Genomic DNA, 21,097 nt, shown 5'->3' with positions numbered 1-21,097 from the left:
GAATCATCATACGCAGTTATTGGAGGTATCTTCATTGATCATTCAACTGGACCATTTTGAAGTGAATTCCGGACAATTGGTTGTCGCGGATCCGTGTTATGAATTAGATACGAGCATCATCATTATGGGTGTGGTGGAGCCAGCATTGAATGGAATGTGGGTCTCGGAAGTGGAAAAGGTAGAGATCCCGAATTGGGGGGAAGCCAACGCCAAGCTAACGGCTTACCATCAATCCGTTGCTGAACAAGGGGCATTCCTGGAGTGGATCAAGTGTCCTTTCGTGGCTGGGGTGGACAGCGGGCAGGCTGGGATTTTTGATATTCAAAAGTACCGTATTCCTGACGCGGATTCGACATCGGACAGCTCGGATACGGAATGGTATTATGCCTGCTGCGACATCACCGATAGCGGGGAAGAAGCGGGTGTCCTGGATGGAGGCGTCGTATCTCGTACCGGTATAGGCGATGGTGCTTACGGCGTGTATAAGGCCGTGAATGAGCAGGATCAGGTGGTTGGCGTAAAAATTGTGTTTATTAAGAGCTAGTTGAGTGTCAGTGAAACGAAATATGAGCAAGCGCAAACAGCCATAGAAGGTAACCCTTTTATGGCTGCTTTAGTGTAGGGATACACTGTGCTGCTAAAACTGAGGCTGTCACTGAACAAGAGGCAAAGCTGATTGGGGCTTCTGAACCATACTGGAGCATGAAAGGAGGTCGTCGACACGGCGGTTTGGGGAGGCAAAATGATCTTTGATGCCGATACCCAGGAGAAATTCGCCGCAGACGTCGCGGATTCGACTCCCACGGTTATAAGAAAGAGAATGAAACCGCAGATCAGCTGGCAGATCGGGGATATAGCATTGAAATGCTAGATGAAGTTAATGGTGAGAATCTTGATGCTGCAATGTCTTTATAGTTTACTATTAATAAAGTCATGGCTGCCGGAACCCGGCAGCCATTTAAAAGTGACAGCGCTTTTGCGAGGCAGGCTGTAGGAGAAAGATCTCCCGTTCCATTCCGCGCTAAAGGTCAGCTCCGCGGTTCCCGGATTGGCGGCGATCAGAACGAGAGAGCCGTCGGGATTCTCATAAGCCACGGTTTCCAATTTCCCCTCGTAACGGGTGGATGCGATCCGGACAGCACCGGAATCCACAAATTTGCTGGCATGCCCGAGGGCGTAATACTCCACGTTTTTCTCCACGTCTCCCGTTGCCGGATTCACCGTAACCACACCACGACAGTCCTCGCAGCCCCCGTTGGTCGGGCCCCCATCCGGGTCAAGGGCCAGGTTCCAGAACAGAACGGTTTTGGCAGCGTTGCGCGGCGCACCCATGATAAGATTGCTCATTTGCCAGCTCAAGTTATCGCCAAAGTCCGGGCTCCATTGTCCGCCGCTGCATTCCGTGAAATAGATGTTTTTGTCCGGAAAATCACTTTGAACGGCCGACATGGCCTCCGGTGAACCTTCATAACAATGGTACGCAGTCCCGTCGATGTAAGAAGCGGCCACGCTGTCTCCAAGCACTTTTCCGGCGTACGCTTCGCCAAGCTTCCAATTGTGGTCGAAAGCGATAATTTTAGTCCCGATCCCTTGCTGGATAAAGGCGGGGCCGAGATAATCCCGGATGAACCTGGCCTGTTCCTCGGCTCCCATGCTCATACTTGGGTAGTCCGGGGACGTGAACGCCGGCTCGTTTTGAATCGTCAGGCCATAAATCGGAATTCCTTTTGCCTCATACGCTTGAATATATTTCACGAAATAATCCGCATAGGCGGCATAAACCTTGGGATTGGTGTAATCCAGATACCAGCCGTTGTAGGTGTTCTCTCCATATTTCATCCACGGCGGGGCGGTCCAGGGGGTGCCCAGTATTTTGACCGCATGATTGTTCTTCAGCATGTTTTGCAGCAGGGAGACCACATCCGCATCCTTGTCTATGGAGAAATGCTCCAGACCGTAATCCGTTCCCGATTCTATATCATCATACGTATAGCTGCTCGGTTGGCCGTTTTCGTCCACGGAAAAATCGGAAGCGCCGATCGTATGTCGGACAAAGCTGAGGCGGATGCCGTCTTCCGTAAACAAGTCGCCAAGAAGGGAGCTCCGCTGAGCTTCGGTCATTTTATGGTTGATCAGATAGGCTGATGAGCCGGTAATCGCTGCGCCAAAACCGTCCATGGTTTGATATCGGACCTCCGGACTCACCTTGACGGTGAGCTTTTCCTCGCTTGACTCTTGGTTCGTGAATACGACCGGCGCCTTTTTGGTTAAAAGGTTGGTCTGGTCCCCCGTCGTTAGCCATACCTCGGCAGAAGTTTCGCTTCCCGTCCCGGACGGGACGGCCAAGGAGTAGAACAGCAAGGTGAGAACCAGCAGTGCGCTTAGCAGGATCCATTTGCGCCGCTGTGCGTTTTCCGGTTTCATCGCTCTGTCCGAATGGAGCTTGGTGCCGGCTTCGTTCTTGTCTTCCATTTTCCGTTCCTCCTTTCTCCTAAACAAAAAGTCCCGGGGCGAACAACGCCCCAGGCTGAAATATAGAATGAGTCGTATGATTTACTTGCCGGAGCCTTTAACGGTGACGCTGCCTGTAAGACGAATGTCGTCGGAGGCACTGCCCACATAAATCGGCACTTTTCCGGAAGGCATGACCCAGGCCTTTTTATTTTCATCCCAATAAGAGAAGGCCTTAGGATCGAGTTCAACCGTTACGCGCTGCTGTTTGCCTGGTTTAAGCTCGATTTTGGCAAAGCCGGCCAGCTGTTTGGACGGTGTATCTACGCTAGTTGGGAGTTTCCCGGTATAGACCTGTACAACCTCGGCGCCGGTTACAGCTCCGGTATTCCGGAGGTTAAGCGAGACTTCAATCGTAGAGTCCTGCCCGGTGCCTTTGGCTTTCGTCTTCAGGTTTTTATAATCAAAGTTCGTGTAAGAAAGACCGTGCCCAAACGCAAACGCCGGTTTGATGCCTTCTTTCTCATGACCCTTATATCCTACGTAAATGTCTTCGGAGTAATTCGCGTCTCCGTTTACCCCAGGGAACTGCTTTTCATCCGATACTGGAGTGGAACGCTCGTCGACAGGGAAAGTTACCGGCAGTTTACCGGATGGATTCACGTCGCCGAATAGCACGCTGGCGATGGCGTCGCCCTGTTCCTGCCCGGCATACCAGGCTTGCACAATGGATTTAACGTCATCTTTCCAGCCGTCCATCTGCACGGCTCTGCCGCTCATTTGAACCACAATCGTATTCGGGTTGGCCGCAGCCACCTTCTTGATCAATTGTTCCTGGTTATTCGGAAGATCCAGGTCGGATCGGTCAATGTAGCCTTCGCTTTCATAGGTGCGCGTCACCACGACGGCAACGTCGGATTTGTCCGCAAGATCAACCGCCTTCTGCATCTTCGAATCGGTCACCTCTTCCGGAGCTTCCCAGCCGAAGCGGACCAGTCCGCCAAAATCGCTGTCGCCATCTGTCCAATCCGTGCGGTATTCAATGCGCACGTTGTGGCTTTCGCCGGCTTTCAGCTGCACCGCCGCTTTCTCGGTAGCCACTTTCTCCCCTTTATTGTCGATCAGAAGCTTGCCGTCAAAATACAGCTTGCTGGAGCCGAAGCTCGAGAGCGAAAGGGTATATTCGCCGTCCTGCGGAGCCGCAATCGCGCCAGTCCAGCGTGCCGACATTCTGCCGTTCAAATCGCCAGGGACGGGAGTCAGTTTAGAGGACTGTCCGTTTAATCCGTCATAGTTATAAAAACCAAGGTTCATGTTTACTTGACCATCCGTGCGTACAACGGAAGGTTGGCCTTCAAGATTCGTGTTAATGAAATATTCCGCGCGAAGTCCATGCTCACCTTTAATCACATTACCGTTCTCATCAACGGGGCTCAGCAGCGAAGATGGAATGGCCGATGGCCCATTCATAATATCCGCTGTGGAAATCGGATCGGTACCGGCTGCGTAATTTACTTCAACGCCGCTTCCGGCACGTTTGCGGATGGCCTCCAGCGGGCTTACCGTATAAGTCGGCTTCACAAGCGAACTGCCGCCAACCGTTGCGTAGTTGTCCGCATCCGGACCGATAACAGCAATGGATTTCAGACTGCCTGCTTTCAGCGGCAGTGCCTTGTCCTTGTTTTGCAGAAGCACCATGCTTTCTTCGGCAATTTGCTGCGCTTTCGCGCCGTGCTCAGCTGCCGGAATCTGCTTATTTACCGCAGGGTGATCAAAAAGCCCTTTGTCAAACATCTGGAACAGAATGTTACTTACCTTCTCGTCAATGACGTCTTCACTAACTTCGCCCTTTTGAACGGCGTTCATGAGCTTAGAACCCCAAAATCCGTAAGGGTCTCCGGGTGTTTCCAAGTCGAGGCCCGCGTTGGCGGAAGGAGCCGTGCTCAAGTTGGCACCGTAGTCACTCATGACGAAACCATTAAAGTTCAGCTGGTCTCTGAGCATCGTGGTCAAAGCGTCTTTATTTTCACAGGCCGGTGTGCCGTTGATCTCGTTAAAGGAGCACATGGCCGAACCCAGGCTGGCTTTCTCGATGGCTGCGGCGAATGGACGCAGGTATACTTCCTGCATCGCGCGTTCACTTGCGATCGAGTTCACCGTGAAACGCTCGGTCTCCTGGTTGTTCAACAGATAATGCTTGGCTGTCGCGATAACCGGGTATTTTTGAACCGCATTGACATAAGCAACGCCCATCTTCGACTGAAGCAAAGGATCTTCGCCCATGGATTCAAAATTCCGGGAACCCCAAGGCAGACGGGCAATATCGAATCCCGGGCCGAGCAGGACGTTATGGGTGGTGTTGAAGGATTCATTGCCCACCAGGTCCCCGTACTCCGAGGCGGTTTTCGTGTTCCAGGTTGCGGCCAGCGCAATCGGAGTAGGGAGAGCCGTCGATTTTTTATCCTGAATATCCGGATTGGCGACCCGCACGCCGGTTGGCCCGTCGGCCATGGTCAGCGCGGGAATGCCAAGTCGTTCAATAGGGGCGTTATAAAACCCGTAATTGTTATTGACGTTGCCGGTAACAAAATCAATTTTCTCGGAAAGCGTCATGGCGTCAAGCAAAAGCTCTGTACGTTTCTCAGCGGATTGAGAGGTATCCATCCACGGACGCGATCCGCCGTCATTCGATTCTGCGCTTACAATCTGCAGCGGAGCGGCAGCGATGGCACCTATAACGGTAAGTGCAACTAGTTTAGAGAATAATCGAGATTTTAGCTTCAATGGTATAAACTCCTCCTTAATTTAGCGTTTGCCCCTGCATACGCCGTGCTATGTACTCAGATACATTCCTGGTCGCTTGATATTAAGTGATCAGAGGGGCGTAAAAATTGAGATCCCTTGCCCGGCCTTGACATCCTAAATTAAATGTTCTCCGATGTGATAAGTTGGATAATGGAGAATAGCCAGCAGCCTTCACCTGTTGATGGTGGCTGTAACATGCTGAATGATCTAAGGTGCTGGTGCCCCGTCAACCTGTATTGGGGGTTGCTGGATATAAGGATAAGCAAGACCGGGTGTCCATCCGATTGATCCGCGGCATCCCTTCTTGGGTGAACTGGTTAGCATCTCGGCAATTAGACTATCGTACTTTTTGAAAAAGTGCACCGACCATTTCCTGGATATTATTCCTTTATAAATGACAGCAGTGTCATAAATTTGGGTATAAAGATTACAAAAACGTTAATAATTAGGCCCCATTCCTCTTGAATTGACCTCGTCCGCTTTAGTCTGGCAAAGTGGATGTCGGTCTCTTGTCTTAGAAAAATAGGTCTGATTTATTTCAGAAAATTATATATATATTTCAGAAAATGGAATGAAAAGGATGGAGAAAATGCATTCAGCATTTTCGACGGAACCTGAATCCTATTATATTTAGAAGAATGAAAACTAAAATGAATATGGATGAGGGGTGTCACGATTATATTCATTTGAGAGAACCGACATGAAAAGGCTCATTCTAACTTGAACATGAGTTAGGAATGAGCTTTTTTTATACGTTAAATCCATGAAAGAATGATACAAAGCCTAAGCAGTCGACACGGCTATTTTCTGGGCCAGACGTTAAAGGAACTGATGTGCGATGAGTCAACGGGCGTCAAGTTGCGCAATACATCCGTGACGACCATCGCCTGGACGGCGTCGCATGGACGGCGTCGCATGGACGTATTCGCTTTATGACTGCATCAAGCATTTGGATGAACAAGAGGGTTAGAGCGTGCAGGAACGGCGAGGCGCTTGTCCTTAGGTTGCCAAATTCACCAAGCGCCTCACTGCTGCCTGGCTGTCCGGGCCGAATGCGTTATGCGTTATAACCGATTCTGTTCGCGGTATTTGGACGGACTCACGCCCATGTTCTTGGAGAAGACCCGGCTGAGGTACAAGCCGTTCTCATATCCGCAGCAGGTGGCGATTTGATCCAGTGTCATCTCGGTGTCCAGCAACAGCTCGGCCACCTTGCCGATGCGCAAGGAACGGACGAAATCCGAAGGGGCGATGCGGTACGATTTCCGGAGCCGGCGCGTAAACTGGACGGGGATGAGGCTCAGCGAATCCGACAGCGCCCTCATGGCTGAAGGGGGGATACGCGTTCTGGTAGATCCATTCCGCTGCTCGGACCATCAGTGCATCGTCCGCATTGGCCAGAAGTAGCAACTCTTCATGGAGTGGACTACCCTTTATTCAGCAGCCGATAGAGCGTGAGCGCCAATTGAATCTGGAATAGCTCGTCCGCGTTTTTTAAGTTGGAATTCAACAGCTCTTTGATTTTGTCGATGCGATAGATAAAGGTGTTGCGGTGGATGAACATCGCCTTGGCCGCTTCCGTCACGTTCTGGTTGTGCATGAAATAGTATTCCAGCGTGGAGATGAAGCTGGTGTTGAACGTTTGGTCATGGTGATGGATCACGCCAAGCGTATTGTGGAAGAACTCCTCCATCTCGGCAGGCTTGATATTGGAATCAAGAAAATGATAGACGGCATAGTCCTCAAAATGGGAGATGATCCGTATGTCTTTAAATCGCTGCATCAATCGCATGGCTTCCTGGGCTTCGAAGAAACTTCGATGCAGGGAAGAGAAGGTTTTATACTGGCTGCCGATGCCGATTAGAAACTGTGTTTTCTTCATTTCTCGGGTCAATAGCTCGACCAGTTCATTCGCGAAGGCCTTCGTTTCATGGACCGTCACCGGAGGTTTATGCTCGTTCTTCCCGACTAATATGATGATCTGCTGGCTTCGGTAGTAACACGTAAGCTCCCCCTTGGCTTTGCTGGACAAGCCGTGGATCAAATTGACGCACTTCTTCACCATATGCTCCAGCTCGTATTTGCGGTACACGATGTCCTTGTAGTTGTCCAGCATGGTCGGTTCGATATGGACAACCATGCAGTAATAGGTATAGTTGATATTCAGCCCATGCAAATCCGACTGCGAATGCAGCGTCTCGGTTGAGGTGATGCTGCCGGACAGCAGGTCGTCAAAGAAATCATGCCGGATTTTGAGCTTGACTTCCTCCAGCTCTTTCGCCTTCATGCGATCGAGGGCAAGAATGGTAGAGCCGTGCTCTAACGCCAAATTATCGACTTCGGTCAGCTTGCGAACAGTTTGGAAGATGACGATGTATCCGTACACATGGCTGGACACGGAGATCGGCATGATGCGGCATTTAAAGGTTTGATGCTTGTGATCGTAGTCGCGCTGGATCGATTTCTTGATTTCGCTTACGTATGTCGGGATAGCCTCGGTAAACTCGGACGGGAAGATGGGCCTGTTCTTCTGGAGCGACAAGAACTCATGCAGCGGCGTCTTATTATCCGGATGATCTGTATAACAGAGCAGATTCCAATCCCGATCGAGAATCAGGATCGGATTATGGACGATGTCGGCTAGCTCCGCCGAAATTTGTTCGATGCCGCCCCCTTCCAGCGGAATTTTGAACAGCGCATTATGCAGATCAAGCGATCTGCGATTCAGCGCGTCATAATCGGCATTGGTCTTCTCATTAATGATCGCGATCACCTTGGACAGCGTGTATTCAAAAGGGAGCTCCAGCAGCGGAAGCCCATACTTGTTCGCCAGATCGATCATGTTTTGCGGAATTCGGTCAAAATAGCGTTTCATTTTGATACACAGTCCCGCGCAATTGTTCGCGGCCAATTCATGAATGACTCGGTTTTGCAGCTCTTCGCTATCTTTAAAAATATATCCGGTGGATAAGAGCAGCTCGTTCGAAGCCAGCCAATCGAATACGTCCGGGTTCTCAATAATATTCACAATGGATATTTGGTGATCGATTCCTGCTGTGCCTGCAACGAGCTTAATGCCCTCGATCGCTTTGATCTGAAGGATGTCCCTGATGGTTAGCATTCTTTAACACCCACCTTTGTTTTTCGATCTTCATTGTGCAATGTGCACAGCAAATACGGCATGTTTTTAGTTTCGCTGTACAATGACCGGAGCATATCCCTGGATTACAATAAGGGTGTCAGGAGCGGTTTGCAACTTTAACTGTGATATAATTCACAAAACATCCTTTTGGCTATGGAAGGTCATTCACCTGTTATATGTTCGACGTTTATATACCGGCTGAATTTGAATTCAGTATAGCATTTAAATTCCTTTATCTACAACCGAATGCATAGCGGTTTCAAGGTGAATGAAGCATTCAAAGGGATAGCCTGACGCAGGGCGTTACCTGCCCATTCGTTAGTGAAGGAGGCGATAAAACGGGAAGTTACGGGAAGATAGCGAAGACGGAGTCCGTTTCTATTGTAAGCGCCGCCATCTCGTGCGACGCGGAGTTTCTTCAATACATGAGCAGCTTGAAATGGGATGGGTACGTACACAGTATTTTTGACCGAACGGTGAACCTGCAATGCCGGACGAACGATGAATTATACACGATTGCCAATCGCCAGGTAGACAATGCTCCGAATACGCTGATCACGGACATGGGCAGCTTTTCCAACCGGGGGCTGGTCGTTGGAGACCGGGTCTATGCGGAGCACGATCGACTATACGTCGGGAAGGCGTTTGTCCTTACGCTGCGGGACGTCCGCGTATGGAGGAGCAAGCTTCCGTCATATCCGGATGACGAGGGAATCCTAAGGAGCAATGCAGCTGCAGCGGCTTCATTTATTGAGATTCACGGCAAGGCCGGCGGGATGAAGCGATCGGCTGAGACCGTAAACCCTTTTGATCAGGAAATGGAGAGGTTGCTGAGGGAGCGCTCGACGGGACTTCTTGAAGCGCTATCCAAAGGCGAGGTCAGTCTTGCTACTCATTATGCAATTCAACTAATAGGCTTGGGTCCGGGTCTGACTCCGTCGGGCGACGATTTCTTGGTCGGATTGTTTACCGTTATGAATCTAACGAATGGTCCGCTGTTCCAGATCCGCCATGTGTGCGAGCAAGTTGTGGCAGCATCGGCTGATAGGAGCAATCCGATTAGCTATATGGCTTTAAAGAAAGCCGCAAGCGGCCAGGTAAGGGAATCCATTGGAGAGTTCATGCACCATATGATCCATGGCAGTAAGACTGAAGTTATATCTAGCTTATCCAGGGTACTCGATATCGGTTCTACATCAGGAACGGATATCGCGCTCGGGCTCGTGAATGGCTTGAAGCTAGAAATGGGAGGTAAAGCATGTCGACTAAAATTGTGATTAAAAAGAATACGTACTTTGATTCCGTTTCATTGATGTCACTGTCAACCAAAGCGAATCAATTGGAAGGCGTGGATCAGGCCTTTATCGCAATGGGAACGCAGATGAACAAGGAAGTACTGGCCAATGTCGGTCTCATGACCCCGGAGCTGGAGGAAGCCAAGGGAAGCGATCTGATGATCGTCATTAAAGCGGTCTCTGAGGAATTCGTAGAAAGCGCTTACGAAGGCGTCGAAGCCCTATTTAACAGCAAGGGAAGCGAGGCAGGAAACAGTGAACTCACGTTCCCGACGATCGACTCAGCCGCGAGAAATCTTCCTTCAGCCAAGCTGGCCGTCATTTCTGTAAACGGACTGTTCGCAGCCAGAGAAGCCAGAAAGGCACTGGAGAATGATCTCCACGTCATGCTGTTCAGCGATAATGTCAGCGTGGAAGAGGAGATAGAGCTCAAGAATATGGCGCATGAGCGTGGTTTGCTCATGATGGGACCGGACTGTGGCACGGCTATCATCGGAGGCGTGGGGCTGTGCTTTGCGAATCAAGTGCGACCAGGAAGCATCGGGATCGTTGGCGCATCCGGCACGGGAAGCCAGGAGGTCAGCGTTCGGGTTCATGATTTTGGTGGCGGAATCTCCCAGCTGATCGGCACGGGTGGACGCGATTTAAGCGAACGGGTTGGCGGCATGATGATGCTGGACGGCATGAGGGCGCTTAACCAAGACGAAGCAACCAAGGTCATTGTCCTGATCTCGAAGCCGCCGGCCAAGAGCGTGGAGGAGAAGGTGCTTGCCGAGATCAAGAACATGAGCAAGCCTGTCGTGGTGTGTTTTATCGGCGGAACGGAAGAAGCAGTCGTGAACGCCGGCGGACATTTTGCCAAAACAACGAAAGAAGCGGCGTTGAAAGCCGTTATCCTGTCAGGCGTAGACGAGAGTACCATCGATAAGCATCCGCTGAACCTGCCTCTCATCGAGGAGATCAAGGCCAAGCTGACGCCGGAGCAAAAATACATCCGTGGATTATTCTGCGGCGGAACGCTGTGCGACGAAGCCATGTACCTGGCGATGGAGCAATACGAGGATGTGTACAGCAACATTCCGAAGGATCCGAAGTATCGCCTGCAGGATATCCATGTGAGCCAGGGCCACACGTTTATCGATTTTGGGGATGACGAGTTCACCAACGGCAAGCCTCACCCGATGATCGATCCTTCTTCCCGGATTGCCAGATTCAAGCAGGAAGCTAAAGATCCGTCGGTTGGCGTTATCGTAATGGATTTCGTTCTTGGATATGGAGCGCACGGGGATCCGGTCGGGGTCATGCTCCCGGCGATCGTGGAAGCCAAGCAGGCGGCCGAACAAGAAGGAAGGCATCTGGAGATTATCGGCTATGTACTGGGAACGGATCTCGATACGCCGTCTGTAGAAGAGCAGTTAAATAAACTGGTATCTGCCGGAGTTACTTATGCCAGCAGCAGTACGAACACGGGGCTTCTCGCCAGAGGCTTCGTCGAGAAAGGAGTATGACATGAGCAGAATCAACGAGTTATTTAACAGCGAGCTTCATGTAATCAATGTGGGTCTGGAAATGTTTAAAGACGATATTTTGAAGCAAAAAGGGAAGGTCTCCCACCTGGAATGGAAACCGCCGGGCGGCGGCAAGCCAGAAGTGATCGCACTGCTTGACAAGCTGGATCAGCCGGACGTTCAGGAGAAAATCGAAGCGGCGAACAAGCTGGCCGTGGAGCGGATCATCAACTCCCAGCCGGTATTGATCGGTTTCGATCAGGCGATTCATGTCGTGCCGGGCATGACCAAAAAGACGATCCTGCACGCAGGTCCGCCTATTACGTGGGAGCGAATGAGCGGTCCGATGAAGGGCGCGGTGACAGGTGCACTGGTCTTCGAAGGCTTGGCCAGCAATCTGGATGAAGCGGCGGAACTTGCGGCATCGGGGGAAATCACATTCTCGCCATGCCATGAGCATAACTGCGTAGGCTCGATGGCGGGGGTAACCTCAGCCTCCATGTTCATGCACATTGTGGAGAACCGGACATACGGCAATATCGCGTACACAAATCTGAGCGAGCAGCTGTCCAAAATACTACGGATGGGCGCCAATGACGAAACGGTCATCGCCCGTCTGAACTGGATGAGAGACGTGCTTGGCCCGATGCTCCGGGATGCCATGAAGTTCTCCGAGAATGGCATCGACCTTCGCCTTATGCTGTCACAGGCGCTTCATATGGGAGATGAATGCCATAACCGCAACAATGCCGGCACGACGCTGTTAATCCAAGCGTTAACGCCGCTCATTCTGCGGACGGACTTCCCTACCGAGCAGCAAATTGAGGTCTTTGATTTTGTGGCAAGCAGCGATTACTTCTCCGGCCCGACCTGGATGGCGCTCTGTAAATGCGCGCTGGATGCGGCGCATGGGATTGAATACAGCACCATCGTGACCACCATGGCCCGCAACGGCGTCGAATTCGGCATTCGCGTCAGCGGCATGCCAGGCAATACCTGGTTCACCGGACCAGCGCAAAAGGTGGTTGGTCCCATGTTCGCAGGTTATAAGCCGGAGGATTCAGGCCTTGATATTGGCGACAGCGCGATCACGGAAACCTACGGTATCGGCGGATTTGCGATGGCAACTGCTCCGGCGATTGTGGCGCTTGTCGGCGGAACCGTGGATGAAGCCATGAATTATTCAGTCAAGATGAAGGAGATTACGACCACGGAAAATCCGAACGTCACGATTCCTTTATTGAACTTCAGCGGCATTCCAACGGGCATTGATATTCGCAAAGTGGTCCAAACCGGCATCATGCCTGTCATCAACACGGCCATCGCGCATAAAGACCCGGGAATCGGAATGATTGGAGCGGGTATCACGCATCCTCCGGTGGATTGTTTTGAACAGGCGTTACTAGCTCTTAGCCAGCGCATTCAGTCATAGAATGGTGGCCCTTCAGGCATGCGTTAATGCCTGAAGGGTACCTGAAGTGCTAGTTCTATAAGTGTAATGATCTAAGGAGGCATTTATATGGATCAGGTACTCATGAAAATGTTATGGAAAAAAGGAGATTGGGCTGCGTTTTTCGGCTTGCTTGCCAATAATCTAACCAATCTGCTGACCATGATTTCACTTTTGATTTTTGTTGTAGGTTTTCCGGAAGATATGGTCTACGGAAGAGTAGTGCCTGCCTTCGGATTCGCTATCTTTATCGCAAGCATGGCTTACGGTTGGTTTGGATATAGGCTGGCAAAGAAAACGGGCCGCAGTGATATTACCGCGCTGCCGTCAGGTCCGAGTGCCCCATCGATATTTACCGTTACTTTTCTGGTGCTGATTCCGGTATTCCGACAGACCAATGATGCAACGTTTGCGCTCCAGATCGGTCTCGTATGGTGCTTCTTCGAAGCCATGATCCTGGTTGCAGGTTCCTTCTTGGGCGATTTGCTCCGAAAAGTAATTCCAAGAACCGTACTCTTGTCCTGTTTGTCCGGCCTTGGATTGCTGCTGCTTGCCATGAACCCGATGCTGCAATCATTCGAAACACCGATTGTCGCTTTTATCGTACTGGTCATCATCTTTATCAACTGGTTCGGTAAATCCCCGATATTCAAAAAAATCCCGACCGGCTTTCTGCTGCTCATTGCCGGCACCGTCCTGGCTTGGGTCTTCGGATTGCAGAATCCGGAGGCGATTACGGCTGCGCTGTCCACGCTGGGCTTTAACCCGCCTGAAGTTCACATTACAAGCCTGTTCCAGGGAATCCCTCATGCGCTGCCATACTTGGCATCGGCTATACCTTTGGGGCTCGCCAATTATATTTTCGATCTGGAAAATATCGAAAGCGCGCATGCGGCGGGTGATCATTACAACACCCGGAACGTCATGCTGACAAACGGCGTGGCTTCCAGCATCGGCGCATTCACGGGCAACCCGTTCCCGGTTACCGTGTACATCGGGCACGCCGGCTGGAAATCCATCGGCGCGGGCCTTGGGTATACGATTGCATCCGGCTTTGCCATGCTAATCATTTCGCTTTTTGGAATAGGAGCGCTGCTCCTGTCCATCATTCCGGTTGTCGCGATTGTACCGATCCTGGTCTATGTCGGCGTGGTCACGGCCAATCAGGTTGTCCGTGAGACGCCTAAGAATGAAGTGCCCGTTATCTTCATCACTTTATTCCCTTGGATCGCCAACTGGGCTTTAACGCTTGCCAATAACATCTTTAACGCCGCCGAGACGACGGCTTCCAAGGTTGGCATCGATTTGTTGTTAAGCAAAGGCGTTTATTATAACGGTCTGAATCATCTGGGGAACGGCGCACCGCTCAGCAGTTTGATCTGGGGCTCAATTGCCATCTTCGCCATCCTGAATAAGCCGCTACGGGCTGCCGTGTTCGCGGCCATCGCAGCCGTCCTATCCCTGTTCGGCATTATCCATGCGCCTATGGTAGGATTTGCCCAAGATGCACTGATGCCGTTCGTCTACGCATACCTGATGGTTGCAGCGCTGTTTGTTTATAAGCATTTTTCCGATCTACGCGATCCGGCAAACCAACTGCAGTCAGAGTAATGCCGGAATACGCAGGTCCGCAAAATAAGGATTGAAAACATAAAATGAGGAGGTCACTCGATGAATGCGGAAGCGATGAATGGCGAACTCATTCTGGCATGCGACCGGGGAGACTTGGCTGCGGTTGAGCAGTTATTGGAGCGTGGTGCCGATGTTCATCACAAGGACAGCCAGGGCCGGACGGCTCTAATTGCTGCAACACAGAAAAACCATGTCTCCCTTGCCAAAAAGCTAATCGAAGCCGGCAGTGACGTGAATGCAAGAGACATCACCATGTTAACTCCATACCTGTGTGCAGGAGCTAACGGTTTTCATGAAATCCTGCGGCTGACTATTCACGGAGGAGCGGATATCACAAGCGTGAACCGGTTTGGTGGTACAACGCTGCTGCCGTCAAGCGAAAAGGGATATTTAAGAACCGTTCAGATTTGCCTGGAAGCAGGCGTTGCCGTTAATCATGTGAATAATCTAGGTTGGTCCGCCCTGCTGGAGGCTGTCATTCTTGGAAACGGGGGCCGGCTGTACTCCGATATCATTCAGCTTCTGGTTGAAGCAGGGGCCGACGTGCACCTGAAGGATCGGGACGGAAAGTCATCTCTCCAGCATGCCGCAGAGATGAAGCAGCATAAGGTAATAAAGATTCTGAACAAACAAAGCGTAATTATCCCGGACAGCATCCAACGAGCGAAAGAGCTGGCGAAGGCAGAGAAGTACGAGGAAGCCATCTCGATCATAGACAATGCGCTGGGGAAAGAGGGGAATCCTGCCGACCTCTACTATTACAAAGGTTACTGTTCCGGAGAATTAGGACGTTATGATGAGGCTCTGGCTGCTTACAATCAAGCCCTGTCGCTTGATCCCGGCGATCTCGACTTCTATTTCTATACCGCCAATGCTTATCGGATGATGAAACGTCCGGAAGAAGCCATTGCCGAATTTGATAAAGCGATTGAGCGGAAGCCGGAGGAGATGTTCTACCGCTATCATAAATCCAATTATTTAAGAGAACTGGGCAGGCACGAGGAAGCCGTCATCGTGATGGATCAGCTGTTAGCCCGGCAGCCTTGGCGTTATGATTTTTCCTTCCACAAGGCGAACAGCTTGAGATCGCTGGGTAAGCACCAAGAGGCTGCGGATACGATAGACAATGCAATTACGCATGACCGCACCAATGCGCTATATCATTACCATAAGGGGCAATCCCTGAATTTGCTTGGTAACTATGCGGCAGCGATCGAAGCGATGGATCAAGCAATTCAATGCGGTCCGGCTCATGCGGATTATTACTGCGAGAAAGCCAGCAGCCTGTTAGCGCTTAATCAGCCGGATCAGGCCATGAGGTTGATTGAACAAGCACAGGCTATTCATCCGGATCATGGTAGAGCCAAGAGCTTGAAAGAAAAAATAACGGCTTGTCTATAGAGGATCACTCAGCCAGAGTCATCGGCTGATCGACCAGGAGGTTAGTTAGTCATGGATAAATTTGTAGTTGTAGCCATTGGCGGTAATTCGTTAGTCAAGGATAATGGCCGCGAGTCGATTAAGGATCAGTATGAAGCGGTATGCGAAATTGCAGCCAACATTGCGGATATGGTGCAAGCAGGCGTCAACGTGGTCGTTACGCACGGAAACGGGCCGCAGGTTGGGTTCGAGCTGAGAAGGAGCGAGGTTGCTTCCGAGGTCATCGGCATGAACGCCGTTCCGCTAGTGAATTGCGTGGCGGACACGCAGGGTGGCATCGGCTACCAAATTCAACAGGCGTTAACAAATGAGTTTATCCACCGCAACATCACGAAAAAAGTAGCGACCATCATTACACAGGTTGAGGTCAGCGAAGCCGACCGTAATTTCCGGGATCCTTCCAAACCGGTGGGCTCCTTCTTCTCCCTGGAGCAAGCCGAGGAATTGAAGCGCGAGCATCCCGAGTGGGTGATGATTGAGGATTCGGGCCGCGGATATCGAAGGGTTGTTCCTTCACCTGCGCCCATTGATATTGTCGAGAAGGATGCCATCCGATCGCTGATTGAGTCCGGCTGTATCGTTATTGCCGTCGGCGGAGGAGGTATTCCTGTCATCAAGACGAAGGACCATATCTACGAAGGCATCGATGCGGTGATCGATAAGGACTTCGCCACGAGCTTGTTGGCAGAGCAGGTGGATGCCGAAACGTTGATTATCACAACGGGCGTGCCCCAAGTATTCGTGAATTTCGGTACGCCGGATCAGAAGGCGCTCGAAGAGGTCACCGTTGAAGAGATTAAACAGTATGTGAACGAGGGACATTTCCCAAAAGGCAGCATGCTTCCCAAAATTGAGGCGAGTCTCAATTTTCTAAAGAAACCGGGACGCAGAGTCATCATTACGAACCCGGAAAGCTTAAGCGATGCCATCAGGAAACAGGCCGGAACGCATATTGTGAGCTAGCGGTAAGCCGTTAGCCAAGAGAACCGCTATATCTACGTTTTTGAACGATGATCCGAGAGAGGGATACTTGAAAAAAGTGCCTCTCTCGGGTTCTTTGCGTTTATATTAAAAGATTACGCTTTCAAATAATAAAAAGAGGAAAAAACACCATATATTCGAATATACTCTAGAAACCATAAGAAGAGAGGGATACGCTGATGAATATGCAGACTCTAGCAGAGAAAACGAGTGCCGGCTTGTTTAACGATATCCTAAAACGTGACTTTTCGCAGGACATGATTTCTGAATTGAAACAGCTGAACGCAGTCCAATTGGAAAACAAATTGAAAGACATACTAGAAGTGCCAATAAGCATATCCAAGCAAAGGGTGTTCGAATATCTTCAACTGTATTATTCAGCATCTTGGCAGAATCTCTTCATGGAGCTTAACATGCCCCGTGCTTTAAGTCTTTTGGAAGTCGGTGCAGGCGATGTAATTTACATACCAAAGGCTGTAGATGCCTATTCCCATGAAGCAGGGTCGTATGTGACGGCCAACCTCAACAGGGAACTGACACGAAATTTTCAGGAGAAAACGAAAGGAATGGATGTCAACATACGGGTTGTTGAGGACGATGCCGCCAATATCGGTTTATATTATCCAGAGTCCTCTTTTGACGTTGTGGCTTTTCATCACGCCATTAATGACATCATACAGACCATTATCGCAAACCGCGAGGGCATAGATACAGTAAATCATGATTGGTGGTCAATCGAACCTCAAATGTTACAAGCTGTGATGGAGTATCACCGCAAAGGTACGCTAAAAGATGCAGCGTATCATGCGTTTATCCAAATCATGGAGACAAGCTATAAGCAGCTAAAAAGCGGAGGATACATGATATTCGATAATATTACCTATGCCGGATATGATGAAATGGGTTATTCCTCCGAATTTCACAACGACTATATACAACTGGCTAGAAGTTGGATCAGCGACGCGAATCTAGGTCTGGAAGAGGTCGAAGTCGAATCGTATGATATGCAATGGTGGATGATATGGAGAAAAGTGTGATGAAACACTCCTGGTTGAAAAAGGAAATGTTGCCGGCAATAATAGAATGGAGCTCCAATTCCAAATCCATATATCCATATAATAGTCAGGAGTTGATGTGATAGTGAGTAAGCCGGTTATGCAGGTCGCTCTGGTCGTCGGACCGGATTGCGATATGGAGAGCCAAGCCGTAAGGGCGGCTCTGGAATATTTCGGGGTGCGCGTCTTTACATACTGGATCGGGAGGCCGAATGATCTGATCTCCGTCTTGTCAGGTGATGAAATATATGAAGGCACCGATATGATCTTGTTGAACTTTCACGGGTATGAGGGCAGCTTGATCATGCCGGAGCTCGGCGAAGAGGTATACGAGGAGGAGGAGCCGAAGGGCGGCTTCGGGCCAGGAGAAATTAAGCGTTATGCAAAGCTCGACGGGAAGACGGTGATCGCGAACGGCTGCTCGCTGGGGGATCCAGCACTGGCCGACGCTTTCCTGGAGCGGGGATGCAGGATGTATATCGGGCCGGATGACTATCCGGACGGCAACGATGCGCTGATGTTCGTTCTTCGGCTGTTCTATGAGATCGTGCAGCAGGGCCGGGACATAAAGGAAGCTTTTGCACGAGCGGTAGGGATGAGTGATGAGCTATCCATGTACAAGCTGTATGAACGACAGGAATCATAGATAAAGATTCTACACCCCTGCTCAAGCCTAGCAGGGGTGTGTGCAAATATAAGTACGATAGAGTACCTCTAGTATCTAGATTACCCGTTCTATCCATTCTTCTCCTCGAAATATTCCTGATACTGACTCGGCGTGACATGGGCGTACTTTTTGAAGATGCTGATAAAATACTTGTAGTCGCTAAATCCGATATCCTGCGCGATGGTATAGACCTTGTTATCGCCTGATTTCAGTAATTCGATCGATTTCTGAATGCGATAGCGATTGAGAAACTCGTTGAAGGTGTAGCTGGTCTCAGCCTTGAATTTCTGGTTCAGGTAATAGGCGCTTAAGCCGATCTCCTCCACGAGGTCATGAATGCTGATCTTCTTGGCATAATTCTCTTGTACATAGGCGATCATTTTGGCCACGTATTTTGATGTTTTGGTTTCCTTCTCCAAAAATTTGCTGTTTAGAATCTCCTCCTTTTCCTGCGGATGATTCGAGATCACTTCATATTTGCGGATTAAATCCACTTTGGCTTTGGCCGATTCGAGTGCCGCTACCAGCTGCTCGTCCTCTAAGGGCTTTACCAGAAACTCGCTCACGCCTAACTGGAGAGCCTGCTGCGCAAGGTGAAATTCATTATAACCGGAGATAATGATGCTGCTGAAGGTATGCTGCTGCAAGCCTTCCCGAATCATCGAGATGCCATCCATGATTGGCATGGTGATGTCAGTGATGACGATATCCGGCTTGAGCTCGCAGATCTTCTCGTACCCATCCTGTCCATTCAGCCCTTCCTCAATGACGATGCAATCGTATTGAACCCAATCGATGCTGAACCGGATGCCCCTGCGAATCATATCCTCATCTTCGACCAGCAGTACTTTAAACATGATATCCACTCCATTCGTAAGGAATTGTTAGTGCCACGCAGGTGCCTTTTCCTTGCGCGCTGTCAATGTGGATGCCGGATTCTTCACCATATAGAAGAACTAAACGACGATGAACGTTGTACAGACCGATATGCTGCGTCGTATTCGTCTGACTTTGCAGAATCTGATTCACTTCCTGCAGGGTCTGCTCACTCATGCCTTGCCCGTTGTCGCGAACTTCCAGAATGAGCTTGCCGGTGGAGGTGTAAATGTTAATCTCGATCAGCACATCACTTTGATTCTCATAGCCGTATTTGATAGCGTTTTCGATAATCGGCTGCAGCAGAAGCTTGGGGACGTATACATCCAGCGTTTCGTCCGCTATGGTAATCCGATAGTCCAGCCGGTCATTGAACCGAATTTGCTGCAGCTTCAGGTAATCCCGGACATAATTTATGTCATTCTTCAGCTGGACGCTGCGATCATGACCGATACTGTACCTTAGCAAACGGGATAGAATCAGCACGATCTCCTGGGCTTGATTCGCGTCAATCTTAATAGCATAGCGCAGCGTTTCGAGCACATTAAAAATAAAATGCGGATGGAACTGCGATTGCAGCTGCTTCACCTCAATAATGGTGCGAAGCTCCGACAGCTCTTTATTTTTCTCGATCAATTCCTTCAACCGATCCAGCATCACATTGTACTCATCGCCCAGAATTTGAAACTCGTCATTCGTCTGAATGTCGACATAGCCATTGAAGTTTCCTTCGCGCAGCTGTGCCAAGGCATGAATTAATTTATCGATTGATTCGGAATTTCGCGTCGACATTTTGTTCGCCAGGAACTGGATCAAGACCCACAGCAGCAGGCTGGCCGCAAGGACAAAGAAAGACACCGTGTAATAGGTGTATTGCTCCGATTTATAGGAGTTCAGCGTAATGACTTGAATCGGTGTGTCAGGGATTCGTTTGGCATACATATAATACTTGCCTTCGTTCAGCAGAACATGTCCCCTGTTATCGACCTTCGGGCTGAACTTGTTGAGAACGCCTTTGGTCACATTGCTGGTCGTGGCAATGATGGTGTTATGTTCATCGGTGATCATGGCGATCTCATTATTTTGTTTGAAAATCACCTTCTGAATGTCCGATTCGTACAGCTGATAGATGATATAGCCTATCGTCCGCTTGTCCTTCACGATGGCTTTGCCAAACGTGTAACTCGTATCGCGATCATGCGAATAACGAAAGCTGTTCATTTCGGTAAGCGTGTCGCCGGGCCGCTGATCAATTCGATGAATGAGATTGCCGAAGGCAAAATTGGAATACAGTGAATCCGCCGGGGCAGAGCTTGCCAGGAAGACCCCATCCGTATTGACGATATGAAAAATGCTCTTGACCTTCTGCTGGTTGTTGAAATCATAAAATGCGGAATATACTTGTTCGCTGCCCAAATGCGAGCTTACATAGTTGATCACGGTAGGAGAGTCTGCCATCCGATGAATCTCCTCGTAGTACTGCTGATACACGCCGGATATGGACTGACTGATGGACTGGGCGGCTTCGGTCGTTTTTTGGGTTAGATTCATTCTGCCGTTAATAATCGTAAACGCCAAAAACAATACGATTAAGATGGAGAACGGGATCATCGTATAGATGCGAAATAAATGACGGGTTGATTCCTTGAAATTACGATAATGTGTTGGTTTCATGCTGCCCTCCATCTGCGATAAGAACCTCGATCCTATTATACTGGCTGGCGGTAACCGCAGATAATCCAAATACATCCAAGCCGGCCTTCATGCTGCAGGTGCCGACTTGGATGTAGTCTAA

Annotated in this window: 16 protein-coding genes; 10 read left to right on the top strand and 6 right to left on the bottom strand. The window is 50.0% G+C overall.

Annotation, left to right across the window (positions count from 1 at the left end):
• Positions 1-34: 34 nt before the first annotated feature.
• Positions 35-544 carry a DUF4241 domain-containing protein gene (locus tag PLA01S_RS02380; protein WP_127589885.1) on the top strand — a complete coding sequence of 170 codons (510 nt, stop codon included), beginning with the start codon at positions 35-37 and terminating at the stop codon, positions 542-544.
• Positions 545-909: 365 nt separating this feature from the next.
• Here PLA01S_RS02380 and PLA01S_RS02375 read toward each other — a convergent pair whose 3' ends face one another.
• Both PLA01S_RS02375 and PLA01S_RS02370 read right to left on the bottom strand, forming a co-directional pair.
• Positions 910-2,424 (bottom strand): glycoside hydrolase family 30 protein, encoded by a 1,515-nt coding sequence (locus tag PLA01S_RS02375; protein WP_127590091.1) that lies wholly within the window; start codon positions 2,422-2,424, stop codon positions 910-912.
• 129 nt (positions 2,425-2,553) lie between these two features.
• Positions 2,554-5,235: a beta-glucosidase H gene (locus tag PLA01S_RS02370; RefSeq protein ID WP_127589884.1), complete on the bottom strand. Its 2,682-nt coding sequence runs from the start codon at positions 5,233-5,235 to the stop codon at positions 2,554-2,556.
• A gap of 792 nt (positions 5,236-6,027) precedes the next feature.
• On the opposite strand from PLA01S_RS02370, the gene PLA01S_RS31840 reads away from it, so the two are divergent.
• Positions 6,028-6,192 carry a hypothetical protein gene (locus tag PLA01S_RS31840; RefSeq protein WP_164817264.1) on the top strand — a complete coding sequence of 55 codons (165 nt, stop codon included), beginning with the start codon at positions 6,028-6,030 and terminating at the stop codon, positions 6,190-6,192.
• A 128-nt stretch (positions 6,193-6,320) separates the two neighbouring features.
• Here the strand turns inward: PLA01S_RS31840 and PLA01S_RS02365 are convergent, their stop codons facing one another.
• Entirely contained in the window at positions 6,321-6,581 is a 261-nt protein-coding gene (locus tag PLA01S_RS02365; RefSeq protein ID WP_127589883.1) for a helix-turn-helix domain-containing protein, read from the bottom strand.
• A gap of 101 nt (positions 6,582-6,682) precedes the next feature.
• Complete coding sequence (locus PLA01S_RS02360; protein ID WP_127589882.1) at positions 6,683-8,377, bottom strand: PucR family transcriptional regulator; 1,695 nt, start codon at positions 8,375-8,377, stop codon at positions 6,683-6,685.
• Between the two features lie 296 nt (positions 8,378-8,673).
• On the opposite strand from PLA01S_RS02360, the gene PLA01S_RS02355 reads away from it, so the two are divergent.
• The 8 genes from PLA01S_RS02355 to PLA01S_RS02320 all read left to right on the top strand — a co-directional run bounded on the left by PLA01S_RS02355 (position 8,674) and on the right by PLA01S_RS02320 (position 18,405).
• Complete coding sequence (locus PLA01S_RS02355) at positions 8,674-9,675, top strand: oxamate carbamoyltransferase subunit AllH family protein (protein WP_503826089.1); 1,002 nt, start codon at positions 8,674-8,676, stop codon at positions 9,673-9,675.
• On the top strand, positions 9,657-11,201 hold the full coding sequence (fdrA, locus tag PLA01S_RS02350; protein WP_127589880.1) for an acyl-CoA synthetase FdrA: 1,545 nt from the start codon (positions 9,657-9,659) through the stop codon (positions 11,199-11,201). Before PLA01S_RS02355 ends, fdrA begins: the two co-directional genes overlap by 19 nt.
• Before the next feature lies 1 nt (position 11,202).
• Positions 11,203-12,633, top strand: a complete 1,431-nt coding sequence (locus tag PLA01S_RS02345) for a YlbE family protein (RefSeq protein ID WP_127589879.1) — start codon at positions 11,203-11,205, stop codon at positions 12,631-12,633.
• 87 nt (positions 12,634-12,720) lie between these two features.
• Positions 12,721-14,262, top strand: coding sequence for a xanthine permease (locus PLA01S_RS32355; RefSeq protein WP_127589878.1), 1,542 nt, complete (start codon positions 12,721-12,723; stop codon positions 14,260-14,262).
• A gap of 60 nt (positions 14,263-14,322) precedes the next feature.
• Positions 14,323-15,684, top strand: coding sequence for a tetratricopeptide repeat protein (locus PLA01S_RS02335; protein WP_127589877.1), 1,362 nt, complete (start codon positions 14,323-14,325; stop codon positions 15,682-15,684).
• Between the two features lie 51 nt (positions 15,685-15,735).
• Positions 15,736-16,686, top strand: coding sequence for a carbamate kinase family protein (locus PLA01S_RS02330; protein WP_127589876.1), 951 nt, complete (start codon positions 15,736-15,738; stop codon positions 16,684-16,686).
• Positions 16,687-16,883: 197 nt separating this feature from the next.
• Positions 16,884-17,741, top strand: a complete 858-nt coding sequence (locus PLA01S_RS02325; protein WP_127589875.1) for a class I SAM-dependent methyltransferase — start codon at positions 16,884-16,886, stop codon at positions 17,739-17,741.
• A gap of 103 nt (positions 17,742-17,844) precedes the next feature.
• Positions 17,845-18,405: a delta-aminolevulinic acid dehydratase gene (locus tag PLA01S_RS02320; protein ID WP_127589874.1), complete on the top strand. Its 561-nt coding sequence runs from the start codon at positions 17,845-17,847 to the stop codon at positions 18,403-18,405.
• Between the two features lie 89 nt (positions 18,406-18,494).
• Here PLA01S_RS02320 and PLA01S_RS02315 read toward each other — a convergent pair whose 3' ends face one another.
• Positions 18,495-19,283 (bottom strand): response regulator transcription factor, encoded by a 789-nt coding sequence (locus PLA01S_RS02315; RefSeq protein ID WP_127589873.1) that lies wholly within the window; start codon positions 19,281-19,283, stop codon positions 18,495-18,497.
• On the bottom strand, positions 19,276-20,976 hold the full coding sequence (locus PLA01S_RS02310; RefSeq protein ID WP_127589872.1) for a sensor histidine kinase: 1,701 nt from the start codon (positions 20,974-20,976) through the stop codon (positions 19,276-19,278). The genes PLA01S_RS02315 and PLA01S_RS02310 overlap by 8 nt, the downstream gene beginning before the upstream one ends.
• Between the last annotated feature and the right edge of the window lie 121 nt (positions 20,977-21,097).

The organism is Paenibacillus lautus NBRC 15380, assembly GCF_004000945.1.
Taxonomy (GTDB): domain Bacteria; phylum Bacillota; class Bacilli; order Paenibacillales; family Paenibacillaceae; genus Paenibacillus_AQ; species Paenibacillus_AQ lautus.
Note: the sequence above shows the minus strand (reverse complement) of the source record. Positions and strands in the feature narration are given on the sequence as shown.

Coding starts and splice junctions, on each gene's coding strand:
- PLA01S_RS02375 (WP_127590091.1), bottom strand. CDS start 2,424: ATGAAACCGGAAAACGCACAGCGGCGCAAATGGATCCTGCTAAGCGCA.
- PLA01S_RS31840 (WP_164817264.1), top strand. CDS start 6,028: ATGATACAAAGCCTAAGCAGTCGACACGGCTATTTTCTGGGCCAGACG.
- PLA01S_RS02365 (WP_127589883.1), bottom strand. CDS start 6,581: ATGAGGGCGCTGTCGGATTCGCTGAGCCTCATCCCCGTCCAGTTTACG.
- PLA01S_RS02360 (WP_127589882.1), bottom strand. CDS start 8,377: ATGCTAACCATCAGGGACATCCTTCAGATCAAAGCGATCGAGGGCATT.
- fdrA (WP_127589880.1), top strand. CDS start 9,657: ATGTCGACTAAAATTGTGATTAAAAAGAATACGTACTTTGATTCCGTT.
- PLA01S_RS02345 (WP_127589879.1), top strand. CDS start 11,203: ATGAGCAGAATCAACGAGTTATTTAACAGCGAGCTTCATGTAATCAAT.
- PLA01S_RS32355 (WP_127589878.1), top strand. CDS start 12,721: ATGGATCAGGTACTCATGAAAATGTTATGGAAAAAAGGAGATTGGGCT.
- PLA01S_RS02335 (WP_127589877.1), top strand. CDS start 14,323: ATGAATGCGGAAGCGATGAATGGCGAACTCATTCTGGCATGCGACCGG.
- PLA01S_RS02330 (WP_127589876.1), top strand. CDS start 15,736: ATGGATAAATTTGTAGTTGTAGCCATTGGCGGTAATTCGTTAGTCAAG.
- PLA01S_RS02325 (WP_127589875.1), top strand. CDS start 16,884: ATGAATATGCAGACTCTAGCAGAGAAAACGAGTGCCGGCTTGTTTAAC.
- PLA01S_RS02315 (WP_127589873.1), bottom strand. CDS start 19,283: ATGTTTAAAGTACTGCTGGTCGAAGATGAGGATATGATTCGCAGGGGC.
- PLA01S_RS02310 (WP_127589872.1), bottom strand. CDS start 20,976: ATGAAACCAACACATTATCGTAATTTCAAGGAATCAACCCGTCATTTA.